This window comes from Bradyrhizobium sp. CCBAU 53415 (genome assembly GCF_028128735.1).
Lineage (GTDB): Bacteria > Pseudomonadota > Alphaproteobacteria > Rhizobiales > Xanthobacteraceae > Bradyrhizobium.
This window is the reverse complement of the sequence record NZ_LBJF01000024.1, coordinates 470,636-492,272: the sequence shown is the minus strand read 5'-3', so window position 1 is coordinate 492,272 and position 21,637 is coordinate 470,636. Positions and strand designations below refer to the sequence as shown.

Here is a 21,637-nt window from a genome sequence, read left to right as displayed (position 1 = left end):
GAGGCCGGACGTGGTGTAGTCAAGCATCATGAGACGGTTCGACGATGCCACACGACGGAATATCGCGGATGCCTGCGCAGCCTTCACGCGCCTGCCGGAGGATGATGCGCGGGCGGGGCTGAAGCGCGCCGCGGTCGCGGTTGCGTTGACCGCGAGCGAGGGCGACGACACCGCGCTGCTGCTCACGCTGCGCGCATCACATCTGCGCGCCCATCGCGGTCAATGGGCGCTGCCGGGCGGCCGCTGCGATGCCGGCGAGACGCCGGTCGAAGCCGCGTTGCGCGAGCTCGACGAGGAGCTCGGCCTTCGCCTCACGAATGCGGATGTGCTCGGCACGCTCGACGACTATCCGACGCGTTCCGGCTATCTGATCACGCCGGTCGTGGTCTGGGCCGCGGGCAGCGCTGCGATCCGGCCGAACCCGGAGGAGGTCGCTTCCGTCCATCATATCGCGCTGGCGACGATCGAGCGCGAGGACGCCTTCGACTTCGTTGCGATTCCCGAAAGCGCGCGGCGCGTGATCCGCTTCCATCACCGGATGAGCCTGATCCACGCCCCGACGGCGGCGCTGATCTACCAGTTCCGCGAGGTGCTGGCGGGGCGGCACACCCGCGTCACCGACCTGGAACAACCGGTGTTCGCCTGGAAGTGACGCAAGAGCTAAAAAAAGAGGTAAACGGCGCGTTAACGTGACGGTTACCGGATGCCTGCTAAGAGGGCAGCATGCATCGATCGATTCGAAACAACCTTGCGCTGGTTCCAATCGCGCTTGTCCTGATCTCACCCGCTGCGCGCGGCGGCGAGGCCGACACGCTGCCGCCGGCCGTTCGCAATGCCAACGCCCAGCTGCTGTCGCAGTTTTTTGCGCAAGGTGCCTCGCCGGCCGTGCTCGAATATCGCCGCAAGCTCGCGGAATATCAGGCCGCGCGCGCGGCCTTCGATGCCGAGGCCGGCGCCTATTGGAGCCAGATCTACGAGAAGCGGAAGACGCGCAATGCCAAGCGGCGTAATGGGCAGCAGGTCACGCTCGACGATTACGTGCTGGAGCATCCGCCGCTCTATACCGGACCGAAGCGCCCGGTGAACCCGGAGCCGGAGGAAACGCCGGAGCGCCCGTCCCGAAAGCCCATTCCGGTGGTCGCCGATCTGCTGCGTGCGGCGCAGGAGCTCTATCAGTTCACGCCGCAGCGCCCGACCAGCGAGGTCGAGTTCAAGCGCGCCTATGCGCGCTACGCGCTCGCCTCGGGGCTGACGCGCGAGCAGGCGGTGCGGGTCTATTCGTTCGAGACCGGCGGCACCGGCAGCTACGACGTGCAGGCGGGCATCGAGCATGGCGGCAAGCGCGCGATCTCGACCGCGATGGGCTACAACCAACTGCTGACCACCAACAGCGTCGAGCTGCTGGCCGAGCAGGGCCACGAATTCATTCGCGCGCTCTCCGACAAGGTGGCGCGGACCTCAGGGCCGGCGCGCCGGGCGCTCGAACACAAGCTCGCCGTGCTCAGGAAGATGGTGGCGCATGCGAAGTCGGTGCCGGACACCTGGTCGGAGCACGAGAAGATCGGCAACACTCCGCAGGGCTGGGCCATGCATGCGATGGTGCTCGACGTCGACATCGGGCCGATGCTGCAGACCCACAAGCTGCTGACCTCGGTGCTGTTCGCCCGCGCCAAGGGCTACAGCCGTCCGCTCACCGCCGCCGAGCTCGAGATGATGAACCTCACCGGCGACGGCACCGGCCTCGACATGGTGACGATGCCGCAGGCGATGCGCGAGCAGGTGCCGACCTCCAATTTCTTCCAGCGCGGCGGCTACGAGCGCAACCCGGTCGCGATCCGCCACAACACGGTGGCGAAGCTGCTCGCCGTGACGGACGAGCGCATGAACTCGAACAGTGGTAAAGCCGGCGCAAGGGAGCTGGCGGGGGCGTTTTAGACGATGTCGTCCCGCCCCATCCTCCGCTGTCATGCCTCGGCTTGACCGGGGCATCCAGTACGCCGCGGCCTCTCCATTCAATCACCACGGCCTCTGGAATACTGAATCGTCCGCCCCAGTGCGCAATTGCGCACAAGGCGGACGATGACACCGGGTGCGATGCGGCGCTGTCGGCCGCCAGCCCGCGCCCCTACTGATCCGGCCCGAACTTGAACTTGCCGTCGCTCTCCAGATACGAGCCGCTGCGCATGTAGAGCTGGCCGTTGTGGCCGATGAAGAACAGTGTGCCCTTCGGCACCTTCTTGGCGCCCTTCAGCAGCTCGCCGGCATTGCTGGTGCCCATCTTGTAGGAAAAGGTCTTGCCGTCCTTGTCATAGGCGTAGCCCATGTCGGATTTGAGCTCCCACGGAGTTGCCGCGGTCTGCGCCGATGCGGGCGCGGCAAAGGCGCCGAGCGCCATTGCGATCGCAAATGTCTTGATTGAAAATGCCGTCATCCCATCCTCCCACGGTCGGGACAGTGCAAACTTGAACAAATCACGAACGATATGTCCGGGTCAATTTGCGAAAGCGCCGCAGCGCATCACGTCTTGCCCAGCAGCTTGTGATTTTCCCTTCGTCCCCTCGCGACTATGTTCCGCTTTCCGTCTAGAACGCAATTCGACAAATGATTGGCAGGGATGATTCGGATGCGCCATGTGATCAAGCTTTGCTGGGCTGCTGTAGTGTCGCTGACGGCGCTGGCGCCGGCCGCCCGGGCCGATGAGTACCAGCTCAGCCACAACCAGCGCATTTCGTGCAGCCGCGGCCTCGCCCCGGGCAAGCTGAACACGGCGACCTGCAAGTCCTACACCTATCTCTTCAACACCAAGACCTCGGAATATTTCCGCTGCCAGGTCTCCCTGGCGCTGACTCGCGACAACAAGGAAGTCATCAACGTCCAGACCGACGGCGGCTGCACCAAGAAACCGCGCGTCTTCGAGACCGACGGACATTACGACTTCGACGCCACCGAGACCGAGCCGCCGAACACCAACTCGTTCTTCGGTCCCGGCGGCTATTCGGTCTGGGCCGCCGACGTCACCGCGCAGAAGGTGCGTGGCTGCATCATCATCTCCTCCGGCCTCGGCTCCGACATCTCCAAGTGCCTGGACATGTCGTTCCAGTGAGGGCTCTCACCCGGCGCGCGGGACGATGCTGCGCATCGCCCGGACGCGCCGACCTCTCCGCGAGCGGGAGAGGTGACCGAGCAGGCCGCCCCAACCATCGCACCTGACGCAGCTCGGTCCACGCTGCGCCACGTCGCCGCAGCCGCCAAGTTCCCCGACAATCGACCCGGATCGGCCGTTTGCCGCAGTCCTGTTTTGCCTTTTGGATGGGTTGACCCGCACCGCTCATCCGGCCAATTTCGCCGCCGGTTTGGGGAGTACAACAACCATGAAACGGACGATTTTTGGCGTGGCCGCGGCTCTTGCTCTGGCTGCGTCGGCACCTTGCGCGCAGGCGCAATCCTTCATCAACGTGCTGACCGGCGGCACCTCGGGCGTCTACTATCCGCTCGGGGTCGCAATCGGGAAGATCTACGGCGACAAGATTCCGAACGTGAAGACGCAGGTGCAGGCCACCAAGGCGTCGGTCGAGAATTTGATCCTGCTGCAGCAGGGCCGCGGCGAGCTGGCGTTCACGTTGGGCGATTCGCTCAAGGCCGCCTGGAATGGCGAGGAGGAGGCGGGCTTCAAGACCAAGCTCGACAAGCTCAGGACCATCGGCGCGATCTATCCAAACTACATCCAGATCGTCGCCACCGCCGACAGCGGCATCAAGACGCTTGCGGACCTCAAGGGCAAGAGCCTGTCCGTCGGCGCCCCGAAGTCGGGCACCGAGCTGAATTCGCGCGCGATCCTCAGCGCCGCCGGCATGAGCTACAAGGATCTCGGCAAGGTCGAGTATCTGCCGTTCGCCGAATCCGTCGATCTCATGAAGAATCGGCAGCTCAACGCCACGCTGCAATCGGCCGGGCTTGGCGTAGCCTCGCTGAAGGACCTGTCGACCTCGAGCCCGATCACGGTGGTGTCGGTGCCGAAGGAGACGGTCGACAAGATCGGCCCGCCCTTCGTCTCCGCAATCATCCCGGCCAACACCTATACCGGCCAGGACAAGGACGTGCCGACGGCGGCCGTGATCAACTATCTCGTCACGAGCTCCGCCGTGTCGGACGATCTCGCCTATCAGATGACCAAGCTGGTCTACGAGTCGCTGCCGGAACTCGCCAACGCGCACGCGGCCGGCAAGGAGATCAAGCTGGAGACCGCGGCCGCCGGCAGCCCGGTTCCGCTGCACCCCGGCGCGATCCGCTATTACAAGGAAAAAGGGCTGATCAAGTAGTCAGCCCCATCCACCGACGTCATGCCCGGGCTTGTCCCGGGCATCCACGTTCTTGGGGGCACCGTAAGCCGTGGATGGCCGGGACAAGCCCGGCCATGACGTATGCGGCGGCAGTGCCGTGCTATTATCGCCCCCCACGGGGCTAAGGACGAATGAGATGCTGGAAAAGGCAGAGGCCACCGAGGCCCCGATCAAGGTCGAGTTCGACAATTTCGAGCACGGCTTCCCGGAAGGGTTCGGCCCGGGCTGGTGGGGCGCGCTCGCCTACTGGATCGGCATCGCTTTTGCCACCTTCCAGCTCTATGTCGCCGCCTTCAACTACCTGCCGAGCCAGGTGGTGCGCGGCGTCCATGTCGGGTTCCTCGTTCTGCTCACCTTCGGCCTGATCGCCAACTTCACCGCAAAGAGCAATTTCGGCCGCGCGCTCGGCTGGGCGATCGGCGCCGCCGGTTTCTTCTGCGGCCTCTATCAGTGGATCTTTTACGCGGACCTGATCGCGCGCGACGGCGATCCGACCCGGCTTGATCTCGTGGTCGGCACGCTGCTCGCGGTGCTGATTTTCGACGGCACACGGCGTCTCATGGGCGCGGCGCTGCCGCTGATGTGCGGCGCGTGTCTCGTCTACTGGTTCTTCGGCCAGTACCTGCCGTCGCCGCTCAACCATCGCGGCTATGATTTCGACCAGATCGTCACGCATCTGTCGTTCGGCACCGAAGGCTTCTACGGCGTGCCGATCTACGTCTCGGCGACCTACATCTTCCTGTTCATCCTGTTCGGCTCGTTCCTGGAGCGCGCCGGCATGATCCAGCTGTTCACCGACGTCTCGCTCGGCCTGTTCGGCCGCACCCGTGGCGGACCTGCCAAGGTCGCGGTGTTCGCCTCGGGCATGATGGGCACGATCTCCGGCTCGGGCGTCGCCAATGTCGTCACCGTCGGCCAGTTCACGATTCCCTTGATGATCAGGTTCGGCTACCGCCGCGCCTTCGCCGCCGGCGTCGAGGCCACGGCCTCGATGGGCGGGCAGATCATGCCGCCGGTGATGGGCGCGGTCGCCTTCATCATGGCGGAGACGCTCGGCGTGCAATATTCCGAGATCGTGAAGGCGGCTGCGATTCCTGCGGTCCTCTATTTCGCCTCAGCGTTCTGGATGGTGCATCTGGAAGCCGGCAAGCATGGTCTCACCGGCATGAAGCCTTCGGAAACCCCGAGCGCCTGGAAGGCGCTGGTGAATGGCTGGTATCTGGTGCTGCCGCTCGCGGCCCTTGTCTACATGCTGTTCGAAGGCTTCACGCCGCTCTACGCCGGCAGCATGGGTCTTGCGCTGACCGTGGCCCTGATTCTGGGCACCAGCATCACGGCGGGCGTCTCGGCAACGGTCATCCGCTACATCTTCTGGATCGGGCTCGCGCTCGTCGTCGCCGCGCTATCGCGTGACGGCCTCAAGATCGTGCCGGTCGGTTGCGTGGTCGTCGGACTGATCGTGATCACCGCCTTCGTGCGCGGCGGCTTTGCCGCCTTGCGTGCCTGCCGCGATGCGCTGGCCGAGAGCGCCAAATCCGCCATCACCGTCGGCATGGCCTGTGCCATCGTCGGCGTCATCATCGGCATGATGTCGCAGACCGGCGTCGGCACCATCTTCGGCGGCTGGGTGATCGGTCTCGGCGAGAAGAGCCTGTTCCTGGCGCTGGTCATGACCATGCTGCTGTCGATCCTGCTCGGCACCGGTATTCCGACCATCCCGACCTACATCATCACCGCTGCCCTCGCCGCGCCTGCGCTCGCCAAGCTGGGGGTGCCCTTGATTGCGAGCCATATGTTCGCGTTCTACTACGGCATCATGGCCGACCTTTCGCCGCCCGTGGCGCTGGCCGCGCTTGCGGCGGCACCGATCGCCAAGGAGAACCCTGACAAGATCGGCTGGGAGGCGATGCGCATCGCGCTGGCGGGCTACGTCATCCCCTTCATCTTCGTCTATTCGCCGGCTCTGATGCTCCAGGCCGGCGATCCCATGGCGGCCAGGCTCGGCTTCTACGGCGCGGTGGCGCTGGCCGCCACCAAGGCGCTGGTGGCGATCGCCCTGTTCGGCATGGTCGCGATCGGCTTCCTGTTCACGCGGCTGACGCTCCTCGAACGTCTGGTCGGGCTCGGCGCGGCGTTCTGCCTGCTCGGCGACTTTCCGTTCAGCGACACCGCGGGCTTCGTGCTCGCCGCCGCCCTCGTGCTGTGGCAGTGGCGGCAGCGCCCGCCGGCGACGGTCGAGGCGGCGTGAGTCTCTGCTTCGCAACAGCAGGTGGCGTGAAGGTGCTGGCGCTCACCGCCTTCACGCTGGTGTGGACGCATTCGATCGCGAAGGTCGACTGGCAGGAAGACTGGCGCGTCACGCCCGCCGGCCTCGAACTGGTGCGGGCCCGCGTCAAGGGCACCGGCCCGGGTATGGAGCCGCCGCCCGAGGCGCGGCTGGTCGACGGCTGGTTTCAATGGCGGCCGCAGCGTCCACCGATGCAGGAGGTCGTGCTCGGCAATTCGGGCGCGGCGGGGGAATGGCGGTTGTGCCATGACGGAACGTGCCGGACATTGTCGGAGATTGTTGGCCATCCGATCGGTGCTAACGTCACCAAAATGAGCATCTGCGAACAACAAGAGAAATAAGGGAGATCACGATGGATCGGCTCAAGGGCAAGGTTGCGATGGTGGTGGGAGCCGGCTCGATTGGCCCCGGTTGGGGCAACGGCAAGGCAACCGCGGTGACGTTCGCGCGCGAGGGCGCGCAGGTGTTCTGCGTCGACCGCAATGGTGTTGCGGCCGAGGAGACCGCAAAGATCATCGCCGGGGAAGGCGGCAAGGCGACGGCTTTCACGGCCGACGTCTCGCGGTCGGCCGAAATCGAGGCGATGGTCGCGGCGTGCCTGAAGGCCTACGGCTGCATCGACGTGCTCGACAACAATGTCGGCATCGCCGAGATGGGCAGCGTGGTCGAGGTGAGCGAGGAAAGCTGGGACCGCGTCTTCAGCGTCAACCTCAAGAGCGCCTATCTCGCCATGAAGCACGTCATCCCCGTCATGGTGAAGCAGGGCGGCGGCTCGATCATCAACATCTCCTCGATCGCCTCGATCCGCCACATGGGCATCTCCTACGTCACCTATGGCACCTCGAAGGCGGCGATGAACCAGATGACGCGCACCACTGCGATCGAGTTCGCGCGCCATCATGTCCGCGTCAACGCGATCCTGCCCGGCTTGATGAAGACGCCGATGGTCGAACACTCGGCCGGCCTTGCCGCCAGCTACGCCAAGGGCGACGTGGAAGCGATGTGGCGCGCGCGCGATGCGCAGGTGCCGATGGGCCACATGGGCGACGCCTTCGACGTCGCCAACGCCGCGCTGTTCCTGGCCTCGGACGAGTCGAAATACGTGACCGGAATCGAGCTCGTGGTCGACGGCGGGATCACGTGCAAGGCGGGGGCTTAGTTGCAATCTCCACCGTCGTCCCGGACCAGCGCCCTTGAGCGCGCCGATCACGATTCATCCTCATCGCATCGCGCTTTAGTCTGGCTACTGCGCCAGCGCCAGGATGCCGCCGGCAAACGCGTGCCACGCTGCCGTCTCGCTGACTGGCCAGTTCAGCACCTTCACCGCCAATAGCGCGAGCGTGCCGTAGATGTAGACCGGATGCACGCGGCCCTCGGTGCGCCAGTCGCGCACCATGGCGACGACGAGCAGAAGAGAGGCGACGACGGCGGGTGCAATCGTCACGGGCACTGGCGGCGGGCCGGGCGGTCCCGGCGGCGCGAGGAAGGTCAGGAACCAGCGCGCAATCGCGGCATCGAGGATCGAGACCGCCGCCAGCAGCATCAGGCGCTTGTGAAGCTCGGCTGTGCGCGTGTTCACGATCGCCAGCACGAACACCACGGCGAAGAACGCGATTCCGCTCATCGGCACGATCGAGAAGCCGATGCCGGCCTCCTTCTGTCCGAGCGCGGCGGAATGCTGCATCACGTGCACGGAGGCGAGGAAGCCGAAGATCGTCATCGCAGTCGCGAGCGACACGCCGGCGATGCCGAGCGAGCGGTGATTGACCACGCGGCCCGACGCCGCGAGCCAGGTTTGCAGCACGAAGTAGAGCGACCAGGTGAAGAACAGCAGCCCGTGAAAGTGAATCACGGGGCTGGCGGAGAATGTCCGGTTGGCGAGCGGCACCCAATAGGTCGGTGCGAAGCCGAGAAAGGCGGTCGCCGCGCAGGCCAGGGCCATGTGGAAATAAAAATATCGTGCAGGCGACGCATCACGCGCGCGTACACGACGGTCGTCGATCAGGGTCGTCATCAGGAGTGAGTCTGGGGAGGCGGGGTTTGGTTCAATGCCCCGGCTGTCACCCTTCGCTGTCGTCCCGGACAAGCGCAAGCGCAGATCCGGGACGACGGCTGACAGAATCATCCCCCCGCGCTCAATTCGGCGCGATCGAGCTCTTCCTCGAGCCGATGAAACGCGTCGTCGCCGATCACCTCGGTGGCGCGGAGGTCGAAGATCGATTTGCGTGCGGCGTCGATGGCGCGGCGGCGCAGGGGATCGGCGGGCAATTCGCCGTTGGCGATACCCCCGTTCGGATCAGTCTCGGTCTGCATCAGGATGGCGCGATATTCGAGCCGCAGGATTTCCGCTTCCTCAGACGGATCGCTTTCGATCGCGTCGAGCGCCGCGCGATAGGCGATCGCGCGACCGCGCGCGACCTCGACGCCGACGGGATCATCGTCCTTGAGGTCGAAGGCGAGGATCAGCGGGCGCAGCGTCAGGCCCTGGATGATGAGCGATCCCAGCACCACCGCAAAGGCGATGAAGACGATGAAGTCGCGATGGGGGAAATTCTCCGGCAGGGCAAAGGCGGTGGCGAGCGTAACGAGGCCGCGCATGCCGCACCAGGAGATGATCAGGCCGCCCTTGGCCGAGGCGACCTGTTTTGGATCCTTCGGATGATAGATCCCGCGGGCGACCAGCACACGGAGCGTCCCGCGGTAGAACGTCACCCAGAACAGCCGGACCAGGACCACGGTGAGCAGGATGCAGGCGGCGGCCACGCAATATTCCCAACGCACGTCCGCGTCCAGCCGCGTCCAGATCGGCCGCATCTGCATGCCGATCAGCATGAAGGCGAGCACGTTGAGCACGAAGACCATCGTCTCCCAGACCGCATAGGACGGCACCCGCAGCCGCGCCGGCATGCGCGCCGGCGCCGTCCGCGCGACCGTGATGGCATAGACCACGATGGTGAGGATGCCGGAGAGGCCGAGATGCTCGGCAGCGATCCAGACCAGGAAGGTGGTGGCGAACTGCACGATGATGGCGCTCGGCGCCTCCGTCACCCGCTCCATGAACAGCGGAATGATGCGGCCCGCGGCAAGGCCGGCGACGACGCTGCCGATCAGCGCCAGCGCCATGGTCGGCGCGACCTGGCTCCAGGTCAGATGCTCGGTGGCGACCGCGCCGACCGCGATCCGATAAATCAGAAGCGCACTGGCGTCATTGAGCAGGCTCTCGCCCTCGAGGACCTTGACCATGCGATAGGGAAGCTTGACCTGGCTCAGGATCGCAACGGCGGCGGCCGCATCCGGCGGCGCAACGATCGCGCCGAGCGCAACCGCGGCGGCCCAGGGCATGTCGGGCATCAGCCGGTGCGCGACATAGGCCACGGCGGCCGTGGTCAGGCCGACCGCGACGACCACCAGGGTCGAGACCGGAACCCAGTTGTTGCGCAGATCGCGCAGCGAGGTATCGAAAGCGGCATCGAGCAGGACCGGTGCGACAAAAAGCGCCAAGGCCAGGTCCGGCTCCAGCGTCCAGGAGGGACTGGACGGCACGAAGGCGATCAGTGCGCCGCCGATGGCGAGAAAGGTCGGATAGGGGACCTTGATCCGCCGCGCCAGCGCCGATAAGGCAACAGCGCCGAGCAGAAGTGCAATGATCCATTCGAATGTCGACACGATGATCCCCGAAGCCGATTTGAGCGGCGCCACAAGCTAGCACCGATCCGGCCGTATGATGGATAGTACGGCCCAGAAGCAAGACCTCAAGGCAAGACCTTCCGACTACAACGAGCATGCGTTTTCGAAAAATCATTCAATCGTCAGGTGCCGTATTGCTCAGCGCGCTCTCGCTCGCCGCCTCCCATGCTGCGACCGGTGGCGAGCCGGCTGCCGTGATACAGATCGATGTCGAGTCATGCCTCGCGGCGGCTGCGGCCGATGACATCGACAAGGCCGTGACGGACTGCGCCGGCGTGATCGACAACGAGAAGACGGTGAAGGGGGATCTGATCAAGGCGCTGATCGCGCGTGCGGCGCTCTATGCGCGGCACGACCAGGTCGACCGCGCCATCGCCGACGACAGCCGCGCTCTTATGCTCGATCCGGGCCTTGCGGACATCTTCAATGCGCGCGGCGAACTCTGGCTCAGGAAAGGCGACAAGCCCAAGGCGGTGCAGGATTTCGGCGCGGCGCTGAAGATCGATCCGAATCACGAGAAGGCCAGGGCCAATCACAAGGCGATGGCGCGCGAGATCGAGCGGATCGGCGCGCAGATGGCAGTCGCCGGCAAGCCCAGCTTCAATTGCGCCCGAGCGCGCCGTGCGGTGGAAAGGGCGATCTGCGGCAATCGCGAGCTTGCCGATCTCGATCGCGAGATTTTTGGGTCGAACGCGCGTGCGATCCGGGAAGCGCGCAGTCCGGCGGAAGCGAAGAACCTCCAGCGTGAGCAGGACGAGTTCATTGCCCGCCGCAATGCGGGGTACGGCCGGCCGGGGTACGATCTGAAGAAGGCTATGCAGGAGCGCTTGCGGCGGCTGAACGGGGCGGACGGATATTGACGGGCCTTTCCTGCTCCAACCGCGGCGCGGCCTGGAAGAAGCTCGGCCAGAACGACAAATCGCTCGCTGATGACACCGAGGCCATCAAGCGCGATCCGGGAGAGGGAGCGCAGCGCCGGTGCCGCAGCGGCTGTGTCTTCCCCGAAAGGCCCATCCTTTTCGGCTTGAACCGTGGCCCGTTCCCGCGAAAATAGGCCCACAACACGGCCGGCAATTGATCCTGGTCATGGCGGGGCGCCTGTCCTGCCACAAGGGTCAAAGACAGGCGAATAAAGGCACGGGAGCGCGGGAATGAACGTCCAGGGAAACGTCGACGGCAGAGGTCGTTATCACGAGGTCCATGCGCGCTCGCTGGCCGATCCCGAAGGCTTCTGGGCCGAGGCGGCAAAGGAGATCGACTGGATCGAGCCTCCGACGAAGATATTCGATCCCTCGCAAGGAACTTACGGCCGCTGGTTTGCCGGCGGCGTCGTCAACACCTGCTACAACGCGCTCGACCGCCATGTCGAACGCGGCCGCGCCGACCAGGTCGCGCTGATCCACGATTCGCCGCTGACGGGCAGCATCACCAGGCTCACCTATGCGCAGATGCTGAGGGAAGTGCAGGCGCTCGCCGCCATCATGCAGGATTTCGGCGTGACCAAAGGCGACCGCGTCATCCTCTATATGCCGATGGTGCCGGAGGCCGTCGTTGCGATGCTCGCCTGTGCGCGCATCGGCGCGGTGCACAGCGTGGTGTTCGGCGGCTTCGCCGCAAAGGAGCTCGCCACCCGCATCGACGACGCGCAGCCGAAGCTGATCCTCTCCGCAAGCTGCGGCATCGAGCCCGGCCGTATCGTGCATTACAAGCCGCTGCTCGACGAGGCGATCAGGCTCGCCGGCAGCAAGCCGAAAGCCTGCATCGTGCTGCAGCGTCCGCAACTCACCTGCGAGATGACGCCAAGCCGCGACTACGACTGGGCCAGCCTGCGCCGCAAGGCGCTGAACGACGGCAAGAACGCGGCTTGCGTGCCTGTCGCCGCGACCGATCCGCTCTACATCCTCTACACTTCGGGCACGACCGGCGTGCCGAAGGGCGTCGTGCGCGACAATGGCGGCCATCTGGTTGCGGTGAAATGGTCGATGTTCAACCTCTATGGCGTCAAGCCGGGCGAGGTCTGGTGGTGCGGCTCCGACATCGGCTGGGTGGTCGGCCACAGCTACATCGTCTACGGACCGCTGTTTCATGGCGCGACCACGATCATGTACGAGGGCAAGCCGGTCGGCACGCCCGATGCCGGCGCGTTCTGGCGCGTGATCTCCGAGCACAAGGCGGTGGCCTTCTTCACCGCTCCGACCGCATTCCGCGCCATCCGCAAGGATGATCCGGAGGGAAAATTCATCCGGCAGTACGACCTCTCCAAATTCCGCACGCTGTTCCTCGCCGGGGAGCGCGCCGATCCGCCGACGGTGGAATGGGCGGAGCAGCAGTTGAAGGTGCCGGTGATCGACCATTGGTGGCAGACCGAGACCGGCTGGTGCATCGCCGGCAATCCGGTCGGCCTCGGCATGCTGCCCGTGAAGCACGGCTCGCCGACGGTGCCGATGCCGGGCTACCAGGTCGACGTCGTCGATGAAGCGGCAAAGCCGGTCGGCCCCAACACCATGGGCTCGATCGTCATAAAGCTGCCGATGCCGCCGGGATGCCTGCCGACCCTGTGGAATCAGGACGCGCGCTTCAAGGAGGCATATCTCAGCGAATTCCCCGGCTATTACAAAACCTCCGATGCCGGCTACAAGGACGAGGACGGCTATGTCTTCGTCATGGGCCGCACCGACGACATCATCAACGTCGCCGGCCATCGGCTCTCCACCGGCGGCATGGAGGAGATCTTGGCCTCGCATCCGGACGTCGCCGAATGCGCCGTGCTCGGCGTCAAGGACGCGATCAAGGGCGAGGTGCCCTGCGGCTTCCTGGTGCTCAAGGCCGGCGTGAAGCGCCCGCCGGCCGAGATCGAGAAGGAGATCATCGCACTGGTGCGCGACAAGCTCGGCCCGGTCGCCGCCTTCAAGCTCGCCATCACCGTCGGCCGCCTGCCCAAGACGCGCTCCGGGAAGATCCTGCGCGGCACCATCAAGAAGATCGCCGACGGCGAATCCTGGACCATGCCGGCGACCATCGAGGACCCCAAGGCGCTCGACGAGATCGGAGAGGCGCTGAAGGGGAGGGTGTGACGCGGAGCGTCAGAAGGGCGTTGCTTCGCCACCCTCCACTGTCATCGCCCGCGCAGGCGGGCGATCCAGTACTCCGCGCTGCCAATTGTGTAACCCAATGGCCGCCGCGGCGTACTGGATTCCCCGCCTTCGCGGGGAACGACAGCGAGTGCGGAACAGCCTCCAGCGACTTACAATCTCCGCATTCCGCGCTAAACAGGGCCGGCCAACAGGGGACCTCGTATGCCACTCGCCGCCGCGCCGCGCCTGCTTGCAGCCGTCTCTCTCGCCATCGCCCTCTCCGCCTGCTCCGCGCGCTACCAGACGCCGGTGGCGGTGGGCGGCGACGACGACGACGCGGTCTGCCAGGGCCGGGGCTATGCGCAAGGCTCGCCGGAATATGTGGCCTGCCGAAAGGACCGTGACGTCCAGCGCAATGCCGCCACCGCCCGCGCCGATCGCCGCCAGCGCGACCTCGGCGAGTACATGCTGAACCATCCCGAGCGGCCGTGACGTGAGGCGCGGCATTATGGTGCCGCGCCACGCGCCTTGCATTCGCGCCTTTCGTGACACATCTGCAACGCCGCGCCCAAATCGCGGGCCGCTTGTCCTGATTTGATCGGCATCAAATCCTTCACCATCCCCTTTCTGCTCTGACGCTGATGTCGCGCAACGATGCGCGAGAGATGGCTGAAGGGGATTGAAATGCACAGAACGACGAGAAACCTGGCGCGGCTCGCCACGATTGGCGCGATGCTGGTAGGCACCTTTGCCTCGGCGCAGGCTGCCGATTTGCCGGTCTACAAGAAGGCGCCGCCGCCGGTAGAGGCGTTCAATCCATGGATGATCCGCCTGCGCGCGCTCGGCGTGCTGCCTGATGGCGGCGGGAGCAGCGTGAACGTGGCAGGCGTGCCCTCGCTCTCGTCGCCGAATTCCGGCCTCTCGATCAGCGATCAGGTCGTCCCCGAGCTCGACATCAGCTATTTCTTCACCAGGAACATCGCGGCCGAGCTGATCCTCGGCGTCACCAGGCACTCGCTCAGCGGCACCGGCTCGCTGGCGAACCTGCCGATCGGCAAGACCACGTTGCTGCCGCCGACGCTGACGCTGCAATATCACTTCGACAATTTCGGCGCGTTCAAGCCCTATATCGGCGCGGGCGTGAACTACACCGTGTTCTTCAACAACTCCGCCGCCAATGTGCCGGCCGCCATCGTCGGACCGCCCGCGATCGTCGCCACCACCACGAACCTTCACGTCAGCAACGCCTGGGGCGGCGCCGTCCAGTTCGGCTTCGACTACATGATCGACCGGCACTGGGGTCTCAACGTCGACGTCAAGAAGCTCTGGCTGCGTCCGAACTACTCGGCGACCGTCAGCGGCCTGCCAGTCACCGGCACGGCGCATATCGATCCGTGGCTGGTCGGCGCGGGTGTGACGTACAAGTTCTGAGGGCGTTGCTGGCGATAGATTCCGCTGTCGTCCCCGCGAAGGCGGGGACCCATACCGTGGAATCTATCGATCGTCGTTGATAGGAGTACCGAACAACGGCTCTTCGCCAAACTGCTTCCTGTGGTAATGGATCCCCCCTTCGCGGGGACGACACTGAGGGCGCGGTAGCGGCCCGCCCTTATCAACGGCAGAGAGCACGCACAAACAAGAACGCGGCAGGTTTTCCCGCCGCGTTCTGATTCACGACTGATGGCGAACGAAGCGCGGAGCCTTACTCCTCCTCGTCTTCGTGCTTCTTGCCGCCGAGCGTCTTCAGCTTGGCGAACACGGCGTCGACATTGAGATCGTCGCTGGACTTCTCCGCGGGCTCGTACTCGTCCTTGCGGGTGGTCTCGGAGGCCGGCAGCAGGGTCGCGCCGCCATAGGTTGCGTCGATCGGCTTTTCCTTGGCGGCGCGCTGCACCTCGAAATCGAGCTCGATCTGCGAGCAGAGGCCGAGGGTGACAGGGTCGATCGGGGTCAGCGACGACGTGTTCCAGTGGGTACGGTCGCGCACGCTCGCGATCGTGCTCTTGGTGGTGCCGACCAGGCGCATGATCTGGGCGTCCTTGAGCTCGGGATGGTTGCGCAGCAGCCAGAGGATGGCGCTCGGGCGCTCGTGGCGACGCGAGACCGGGGTGTAACGCGGTCCCTTGCGCTTGGGCTGGGGCGGCAGCACCACCTTGCTCTCCTGGAGGCGGAGCCGGTAATCCGGGTTCTTCTCGCCCTTCTCGATCTCCTCGCGGGTCAGCTGGCCGTTGGAGAGGGGATCCATGCCCTTGATGCCCTGGGCGGCGTCGCCGTCGGCGATCGCGCGCACCTCGAGGGGATGCATCTTGGTGAAATCGGCGACCTGGTCGAAGGTCAGCGCAGTGTTGTCGAGCAGCCAGACGGCGGTCGCCTTGGGCATCAGAGGTGCGTTGCTCATGGCAAATCTCCTTTGTGCTTCGCCCACCCCTCTGGAGGCGAAACCGGTGGTCATCAGCGATGACAGGGAATTCGCGCTATATAAGCCCGGAGGGGGTAGCCACGCAATGGTTCTGCTATAGATAGTGCCTTGACACCGCCCGAAAGGGGGCCCAATTCCCTTTGAACCGCTGTAGGGCTCAAGCCGACTGTTCTAAGCCCCTATTCCATCCATCGACCGCCCCCGCCTGAAGGCGAAACGGGCGATTCGGTCCCGAGATCGCTCAATGTCAGCCAAACCAGACCTCAAGATCGTGCTTTGTTCTCCCCGCGGCTTCTGTGCCGGGGTGGTCCGGGCGATCGACACCGTGGAACGGGCGCTCGATAAGTACGGCGCCCCGGTCTATGTTCGCCACGAGATTGTGCATAACAAATACGTCGTCGATGGGTTGAAGAAGAAGGGCGCCATCTTCGTCGAGGAACTCGCTGAGATCCCGGAAAACACCACCGCCCCGGTGGTGTTTTCGGCCCACGGCGTGCCGAAGTCGGTTCCGGCAGACGCCCAGTCCCGCAATCTGTTCTCGCTGGATGCGACCTGCCCGCTGGTGACGAAGGTGCACCGCGAGGCTGCGATCCACTTCAAGCGTGGCCGGGAGATCTTCCTGATCGGTCATTCCCACCATCCCGAGGTGGTCGGCACGCTTGGCCAGCTTCCGCCCGGCGCCGTGACCCTGATCGAGACCGCCGAGGACGCCAAGACGATCACACCGAAGGACCCCAACAACCTCGCCTTCGTGACCCAGACCACGCTGTCGATCGACGACACCGCGGAGATCGTGGCGCTTCTGAAGGAGCGCTTCCCGAACATCAACGGCCCGCACAAGGAAGACATCTGCTACGCCACCACCAACCGCCAGCTCGCGGTGAAGAAGGTGGCGCCGGTGGTGGACGCGCTCATCGTTGTCGGGGCCCCCAATTCGTCGAACTCGCAGCGCCTGCGCGAGGTTGCCGAGCGCGAGGGCTGCAAGATCGCGGTGCTGGCGCAGCGCGCCGCCGACATCGACTGGGGCAAGTTCGGCAACATCACCAGCCTTGGCATCACCGCAGGCGCGTCCGCGCCTGAGGTGATCGTAGAGGAGATCATGGACGCCTTCGCCGAGCGCTACACGCTGCACGTGGAGACGGTCTCGGCCGCGGAGGAGAACGAGTTCTTCCCGCTGCCGCGTCAGGTGCGCCCCGAAGCTGCCGCTGAGTAGATCTTTATGGCGGTCTACACCGACGTCGCCGCCGACGAGCTTGCGGATTTCCTGAAGCAGTACGATCTCGGCGAATTGCTCTCCTACAAGGGCATCGCGGAGGGCGTCGAGAATTCCAACTTCCTGCTGCATACCAGCAAGGGATCGTTCATCCTCACGCTCTACGAGAAGCGCGTGGCGAAGAACGATCTGCCGTTTTTTCTCGCGCTGATGACGCATCTGGCCGAGCACGGCGTCAACTGCCCGCTGCCTGTGAAGGGACGCGACGGCGAGGCGCTGCGCGAGCTGGCAGGCCGGCCCGCGGCGATCATCACCTTTCTCGAAGGCGTCTGGCCGCGCAAGCCGAACGCGACCCATTGCGCCGGCGTCGGCGAGGGGCTGGCCAGGATGCATCTGGCCGGCGCCAATTTTGCGGTTCGGCGCGCCAATGCGCTCTCGGTCGCGGGCTGGCGTCCGCTGTTCGATTCGGCTTCAAGCCGCGCCGACGAGGTGCAGCCGGGCCTGCGCAGCTTTCTTGCCGCCGAGCTCGACTATCTCTCGAGCGGCGTCTGGCCGACCGATCTGCCGCAGGGCGTGATCCACGCCGACCTCTTCAACGACAACGTCTTCTTTCTCGGCGACAAGCTCTCGGGGATCATCGACTTCACCTTCGCCTGCAACGACATGCTGGCCTATGACGTCGCGATCTGCCTCAACGCCTGGTGTTTCGAGCCAGATCACTCTTTCAACGTCACCAAGGCGCGCGCCTTCCTCAACGCCTATGGCCGCGTGCGAAAGCTCAGCACAGCGGAGGAGGCCGCGCTGCCGCTGCTGGCGCGCGGCGCCGCGATCCGCTTCCTGCTGACGCGGCTGGTCGACTGGCTCAACGTGCCGCCGGGCGCGCTGGTCAAGCCGAAGGACCCCTTGGAATATGTCCGCAAGCTGCGCTTCCACCAGAGCGTGACGAGCGTGCGCGATTATGGGCTGACGCCGTCGGGGCTGGTGGCGTGAGCGAGCTTCCCAATGTCACGATCTATACCGACGGCGCCTGCTCGGGAAATCCCGGGCCGGGCGGCTGGGGCGCGATCCTGAAGTTCGGCGACAAGGAAAAGGAGCTGAACGGCGGCCAGCCGCACACCACCAACAACCAGATGGAGCTGATGGCGGCAATCTCCGCGCTGGAAGCGCTGAAGAAGCCGTGCACGGTCGATCTCTACACCGACAGCCAGTATGTCCGCCAGGGCATCACGGGCTGGATATTCGGCTGGAAGCGCAACGGCTGGCGCACCGCCGACAAGAAGCCGGTCAAGAATGTCGAGCTATGGCAGCGCCTCGACGCCGCGCTGAAGCAGCACGAGGTCCGCTGGCACTGGGTCAAGGGCCACGCCGGCCATCCCGAGAACGAACGCGCCGATCAGCTGGCGCGGGACGGGATCGTGAAGGCGCGGTTGCAGCAGCGGGTGAGGGAGTAGGCATTTCGCTCGTCATTCCGGGGCGGTGCGAAGCACCGAACCCGGAATCTCGAGATTCTCAGGTGCGCAATTGCGCACCACAGTTCGGTGCTGCGCACCGCCCCGGAATGACGTTGTGGTTACAGCTGCCCCAGCAGCGTATCGCCGCCGGAGACTTCGACCTTGCCGGGCATCGCCTCGAGGTTCAGCTTCTTGACCACGCCGTCCTCGACCAGCATCGAATAGCGCTTGGAGCGGATGCCGAGGCCGTTGGCGGAAGCGTCGAGCTCCATGCCGATCGCCTTGGCGAAGTCGGCGTTGCCGTCGGCGAGGAAGATCGCCTCGTCGCGCTGGTCGGTGTCGCGCTTCCAGGCGTTCATGACGAAAGCGTCGTTGACGGAGACGATGGCGATGGTGTCGACGCCCTTGTCCTTCATGGCGTAGGCGTTGAGGAAGATGCTCGGCAGATGCATCTTGTGGCAGGTGCCGGTGTAGGCGCCCGGCACGGCGAACAGCGCCACCTTCTTGCCCTTGAAGATGTCGTCGGTGGTCTTCACCTGCGGGCCTTCCGCCGTCATCACGCGGAATTTCGCCTCGGGCAGCTTGTCGCCAGTCTGGATCGCCATCGTTGGTCTCCCTGAAAATCGGTCCCGCTTTTTAGACCGTGCGGCTGGTCTGCACAATATTGCCGGCGGGGAAAGCAACGGCGGTGGCCGCCCATCACCTCGATGTCATCAGCCGGAAAAGCCGCCGTCGTCGAGGAAGGCCTGCTCTTCCTTCGTGGTCGGACGTCCGAGGACACGGTTGCGGTGGGGAAAGCGGCCGAACCGGCGGATGATGTCGGCATGCACCCGGGCGTATTCCAGGTTCTCGGCATTGTCCGCCTTGTCGGCATTGCCGGCATTTTGGAACAGCGCGACGCAATGCTCCTGGTCGGACAGATGCTCGGAATGCATGAAAGGCAGATAGAGGAATTCGCGCAGCACGGGATCGACCCTGCGATCGACGCCGCGATCAATGGCCCGGCGCGCGACGTCTCGCGCCAGCGCATCGCTGGAAAACGTCCTGGGATCGTCGCGGAACATGTTGCGGGGAAACTGGTCGAGTACGATCACCAGCGCGAGCGCGCCGTCGTCGCTGTCTTCCCATGATGCCAGTTCGCCGGCGGCCGCCTTGTGCCAGACTGGAAGAAAGCGGCGCCTGACCTCCGTGTCGAATGCGTCGTCGTGCGCGTACCAGCGCTCGCGGCCGGCCTCGCGCCAGAAGGCGAGAACGCCTGACGGCGCGAATTGGCTGGCGGCGATCATGAAGTGGAGACGCGCTTACGCCGCCTCCGCCTTCTTCTCGTCGCGGAGCTGCCGGCGCAGGATCTTGCCGACATTGGTCTTGGGCAGGTCGGTGCGGAATTCGATGTGCTTGGGCACCTTGTAGCCGGTGAGCTGCTCGTGACAGAACGCGATCACCGCCTCGGCGGTGAGGTTCGGGTCCTTCTTGACCACGAACGCCTTTACCGCCTCACCCGACTTGGAATCGGGGATGCCGATCACGGCGCATTCGAGCACACCCGGATGGCTCGCAATCACTTCCTCGACCTCGTTGGGATAGACGTTGAAGCCGGAGACCAGGATCATGTCCTTCTTGCGGTCGACGATCTTGGTGTAGCCCTTCTCGTCCATGATGCCGATGTCGCCGGTGCGGAAATAGCCGTCAGCGGTCATCACCTTCGCGGTCTCTTCCGGCCTGTTCCAGTAGCCCGACATCACCTGCGGGCCCTTGGCGCAGATCTCGCCCGTCTGGCCGAGCGGGACTTCGTTGCCGTCGTCGTCGCGGATGGAGATGTAAGTCGAGGGCACGGGAATGCCGATCGATCCCGAGAACTCGGTCGTGGTCGCCGGGTTGCAGGTCAGCGTCGGCGAGGTCTCCGACAGCCCGTAGCCTTCGGCGATGAAGCAGCCTGTCACCGCCTTCCACTGCTCGGCGACCGGGCGCTGCACCGCCATGCCGCCGCCGTTGGAGATCTTCAGCTTGGAGAAGTCGAGCTTCTTGAAATCGGGATGGTGCATCAAGCCGTTGTAGAGCGTGTTCACGGCCGGGAAGCTGTTGACCTGGTATTTCGCCAGCTCCTTGATGAAGCCGGGAATGTCGCGCGGGTTGGGGATCAGGAGATTGCAGCCGCCGGCGCGCACCGCGAGCAGATAGCAGGCCGTCAGCGCGAAGATGTGATAGAGCGGCAGCGCGCACACGATCATCAGCTGGTCGACATGCGGCGGCGCGGCGAGCGCCGGCTGGAGCCAGGCGTCGTTCTGCAGGACGTTGGCGACGATGTTGCGATGGAGCAGCGTGGCGCCCTTGGAGACGCCGGTGGTGCCGCCGGTATATTGCAGGAATGCGACGTCGCCCGGCGAGAGTTTCGGCTTGTTGAAAGTCATGCCACGGCCGGCGGAGACTGCGTCGTTGAAGGCCACTGCTCCCGGCAGTGACCAGGCCGGTACCATCTTCTTGACCCGGCGCACGACGAGATTGACGATGATCCCCTTGAAGCCGAGCAGGTCGCCCATGCTGGCGACGATGACGTGCTTCACCTGCGTCTTCGCGATCACCTGCTCGACGGTATGGGCAAAGTTCTCCAGTACGATGATGGCTTCGGCGCCGGAATCCTTGAGCTGGTGCTCGAGCTCACGCGGAGTGTAGAGCGGGTTGACGTTCACGACCGCATATCCGGCGCGCAGCACGGCGGCGATCGCGACCGGGTATTGCAGCACGTTCGGCATCATGATCGCAACGCGGGCGCCGCGCTGCAGCCCGCGGCCCTGCAGGTAGGCGGCGAACGCGACCGACATCTGGTCGAGGTCGCGATAGCTGATCGACTTGTCCATGCAGATGAACGCCTTGCGGTCGGCGAACTTCGTGAAGCTCTCCTCGAGAAGGTCGACCAGCGATGCGTATTGCGTCGGCTCGATATCGGCGGGTACGCCGGGCGGATATTGCTTGAGCCAGATACGCTCCATGGAAAACTCCCCTCATTGACCAGAGCCCGTTGTGCCTCGGGCTTGCCTCGTTGCCGCCAGTATCCAGCCTGCCGGAATGGGTGGCAAGCCGTCGTGGCTTAGGGCAAAGGTCGGGACGTAGCTACTGGAATCGTCGCAAACCGCGCTGCCGCAGGTGCGAAGCGCGGGCTGCGTTCTGA

At 64.9% G+C, this 21,637-nt stretch carries 21 protein-coding genes; 14 read left to right on the top strand and 7 right to left on the bottom strand.

Features of this window, described 5'->3' with window-relative positions; genetic code table 11:
- Window positions 1-28 precede the first annotated feature (28 nt).
- Together XH87_RS20545 and XH87_RS20540 are read left to right on the top strand one after the other, a co-directional pair.
- Complete coding sequence (locus XH87_RS20545; RefSeq protein WP_035706605.1) at window positions 29-652, top strand: NUDIX hydrolase; 624 nt, start codon at window positions 29-31, stop codon at window positions 650-652.
- Between the two features lie 71 nt (window positions 653-723).
- Window positions 724-1,935, top strand: a complete 1,212-nt coding sequence (locus XH87_RS20540) for a hypothetical protein (RefSeq protein ID WP_271588645.1) — start codon at window positions 724-726, stop codon at window positions 1,933-1,935.
- A gap of 190 nt (window positions 1,936-2,125) precedes the next feature.
- Here the strand turns inward: XH87_RS20540 and XH87_RS20535 are convergent, their stop codons facing one another.
- Complete coding sequence (locus XH87_RS20535; protein ID WP_035706610.1) at window positions 2,126-2,431, bottom strand: hypothetical protein; 306 nt, start codon at window positions 2,429-2,431, stop codon at window positions 2,126-2,128.
- A gap of 192 nt (window positions 2,432-2,623) precedes the next feature.
- Here XH87_RS20535 and XH87_RS20530 point away from each other — a divergent pair, with 192 nt between their 5' ends.
- From XH87_RS20530 to XH87_RS20510, 5 genes are all read left to right on the top strand, one after another.
- Complete coding sequence (locus XH87_RS20530; RefSeq protein WP_035706629.1) at window positions 2,624-3,103, top strand: hypothetical protein; 480 nt, start codon at window positions 2,624-2,626, stop codon at window positions 3,101-3,103.
- Between the two features lie 268 nt (window positions 3,104-3,371).
- Window positions 3,372-4,319 (top strand): TAXI family TRAP transporter solute-binding subunit, encoded by a 948-nt coding sequence (locus XH87_RS20525; protein WP_158671817.1) that lies wholly within the window; start codon window positions 3,372-3,374, stop codon window positions 4,317-4,319.
- Window positions 4,320-4,476: 157 nt separating this feature from the next.
- On the top strand, window positions 4,477-6,588 hold the full coding sequence (locus XH87_RS20520; protein ID WP_271588644.1) for a TRAP transporter permease: 2,112 nt from the start codon (window positions 4,477-4,479) through the stop codon (window positions 6,586-6,588).
- A complete protein-coding gene (locus tag XH87_RS20515; protein WP_271588643.1) occupies window positions 6,549-6,968 on the top strand; it encodes a DUF1850 domain-containing protein in 420 nt (139 codons plus the stop codon). The genes XH87_RS20520 and XH87_RS20515 overlap by 40 nt, the downstream gene beginning before the upstream one ends.
- An 11-nt stretch (window positions 6,969-6,979) precedes the next feature.
- Window positions 6,980-7,786: an SDR family NAD(P)-dependent oxidoreductase gene (locus XH87_RS20510; RefSeq protein ID WP_271588642.1), complete on the top strand. Its 807-nt coding sequence runs from the start codon at window positions 6,980-6,982 to the stop codon at window positions 7,784-7,786.
- An 84-nt stretch (window positions 7,787-7,870) separates the two neighbouring features.
- Here XH87_RS20510 and XH87_RS20505 read toward each other — a convergent pair whose 3' ends face one another.
- Window positions 7,871-8,641 (bottom strand): hypothetical protein, encoded by a 771-nt coding sequence (locus XH87_RS20505; protein WP_271588641.1) that lies wholly within the window; start codon window positions 8,639-8,641, stop codon window positions 7,871-7,873.
- Window positions 8,642-8,748: 107 nt separating this feature from the next.
- On the bottom strand, window positions 8,749-10,326 hold the full coding sequence (locus XH87_RS20500) for a cation:proton antiporter (RefSeq protein WP_271588640.1): 1,578 nt from the start codon (window positions 10,324-10,326) through the stop codon (window positions 8,749-8,751).
- An 83-nt stretch (window positions 10,327-10,409) separates the two neighbouring features.
- On the opposite strand from XH87_RS20500, the gene XH87_RS20495 reads away from it, so the two are divergent.
- From XH87_RS20495 to XH87_RS20480, 4 genes are all read left to right on the top strand, one after another.
- Window positions 10,410-11,174, top strand: a complete 765-nt coding sequence (locus tag XH87_RS20495) for a tetratricopeptide repeat protein (protein ID WP_035706655.1) — start codon at window positions 10,410-10,412, stop codon at window positions 11,172-11,174.
- 291 nt (window positions 11,175-11,465) lie between these two features.
- Entirely contained in the window at window positions 11,466-13,388 is a 1,923-nt protein-coding gene (locus XH87_RS20490; RefSeq protein ID WP_271588639.1) for a propionyl-CoA synthetase, read from the top strand.
- Between the two features lie 222 nt (window positions 13,389-13,610).
- Window positions 13,611-13,880 carry a hypothetical protein gene (locus tag XH87_RS20485; RefSeq protein ID WP_271588638.1) on the top strand — a complete coding sequence of 90 codons (270 nt, stop codon included), beginning with the start codon at window positions 13,611-13,613 and terminating at the stop codon, window positions 13,878-13,880.
- A gap of 192 nt (window positions 13,881-14,072) precedes the next feature.
- Complete coding sequence (locus tag XH87_RS20480; RefSeq protein WP_271588637.1) at window positions 14,073-14,819, top strand: OmpW/AlkL family protein; 747 nt, start codon at window positions 14,073-14,075, stop codon at window positions 14,817-14,819.
- 271 nt (window positions 14,820-15,090) lie between these two features.
- Here the strand turns inward: XH87_RS20480 and XH87_RS20475 are convergent, their stop codons facing one another.
- Entirely contained in the window at window positions 15,091-15,786 is a 696-nt protein-coding gene (locus tag XH87_RS20475; RefSeq protein WP_035706675.1) for a DUF1013 domain-containing protein, read from the bottom strand.
- Between the two features lie 265 nt (window positions 15,787-16,051).
- On the opposite strand from XH87_RS20475, the gene ispH reads away from it, so the two are divergent.
- Genes ispH through rnhA form a run of 3 tightly spaced genes read left to right on the top strand, consistent with a single transcriptional unit; the run spans window position 16,052 to window position 18,471 of the window.
- A complete protein-coding gene (ispH, locus tag XH87_RS20470; RefSeq protein WP_271588636.1) occupies window positions 16,052-17,020 on the top strand; it encodes a 4-hydroxy-3-methylbut-2-enyl diphosphate reductase in 969 nt (322 codons plus the stop codon).
- A gap of 6 nt (window positions 17,021-17,026) precedes the next feature.
- Window positions 17,027-18,010, top strand: a complete 984-nt coding sequence (locus tag XH87_RS20465; RefSeq protein WP_271588635.1) for a homoserine kinase — start codon at window positions 17,027-17,029, stop codon at window positions 18,008-18,010.
- Complete coding sequence (gene rnhA, locus XH87_RS20460) at window positions 18,007-18,471, top strand: ribonuclease HI (RefSeq protein ID WP_100232231.1); 465 nt, start codon at window positions 18,007-18,009, stop codon at window positions 18,469-18,471. The genes XH87_RS20465 and rnhA overlap by 4 nt, the downstream gene beginning before the upstream one ends.
- 119 nt (window positions 18,472-18,590) lie before the next feature.
- On the opposite strand, the gene XH87_RS20455 is transcribed toward rnhA, so the two are convergent.
- From XH87_RS20455 to XH87_RS20445, 3 genes are all read right to left on the bottom strand, one after another.
- On the bottom strand, window positions 18,591-19,076 hold the full coding sequence (locus XH87_RS20455) for a peroxiredoxin (RefSeq protein WP_035706686.1): 486 nt from the start codon (window positions 19,074-19,076) through the stop codon (window positions 18,591-18,593).
- A 108-nt stretch (window positions 19,077-19,184) separates the two neighbouring features.
- Window positions 19,185-19,757, bottom strand: a complete 573-nt coding sequence (locus tag XH87_RS20450) for a DUF924 family protein (RefSeq protein WP_271588634.1) — start codon at window positions 19,755-19,757, stop codon at window positions 19,185-19,187.
- A 15-nt stretch (window positions 19,758-19,772) separates the two neighbouring features.
- Window positions 19,773-21,458 (bottom strand): long-chain fatty acid--CoA ligase, encoded by a 1,686-nt coding sequence (locus tag XH87_RS20445; RefSeq protein WP_271588633.1) that lies wholly within the window; start codon window positions 21,456-21,458, stop codon window positions 19,773-19,775.
- Between the last annotated feature and the right edge of the window lie 179 nt (window positions 21,459-21,637).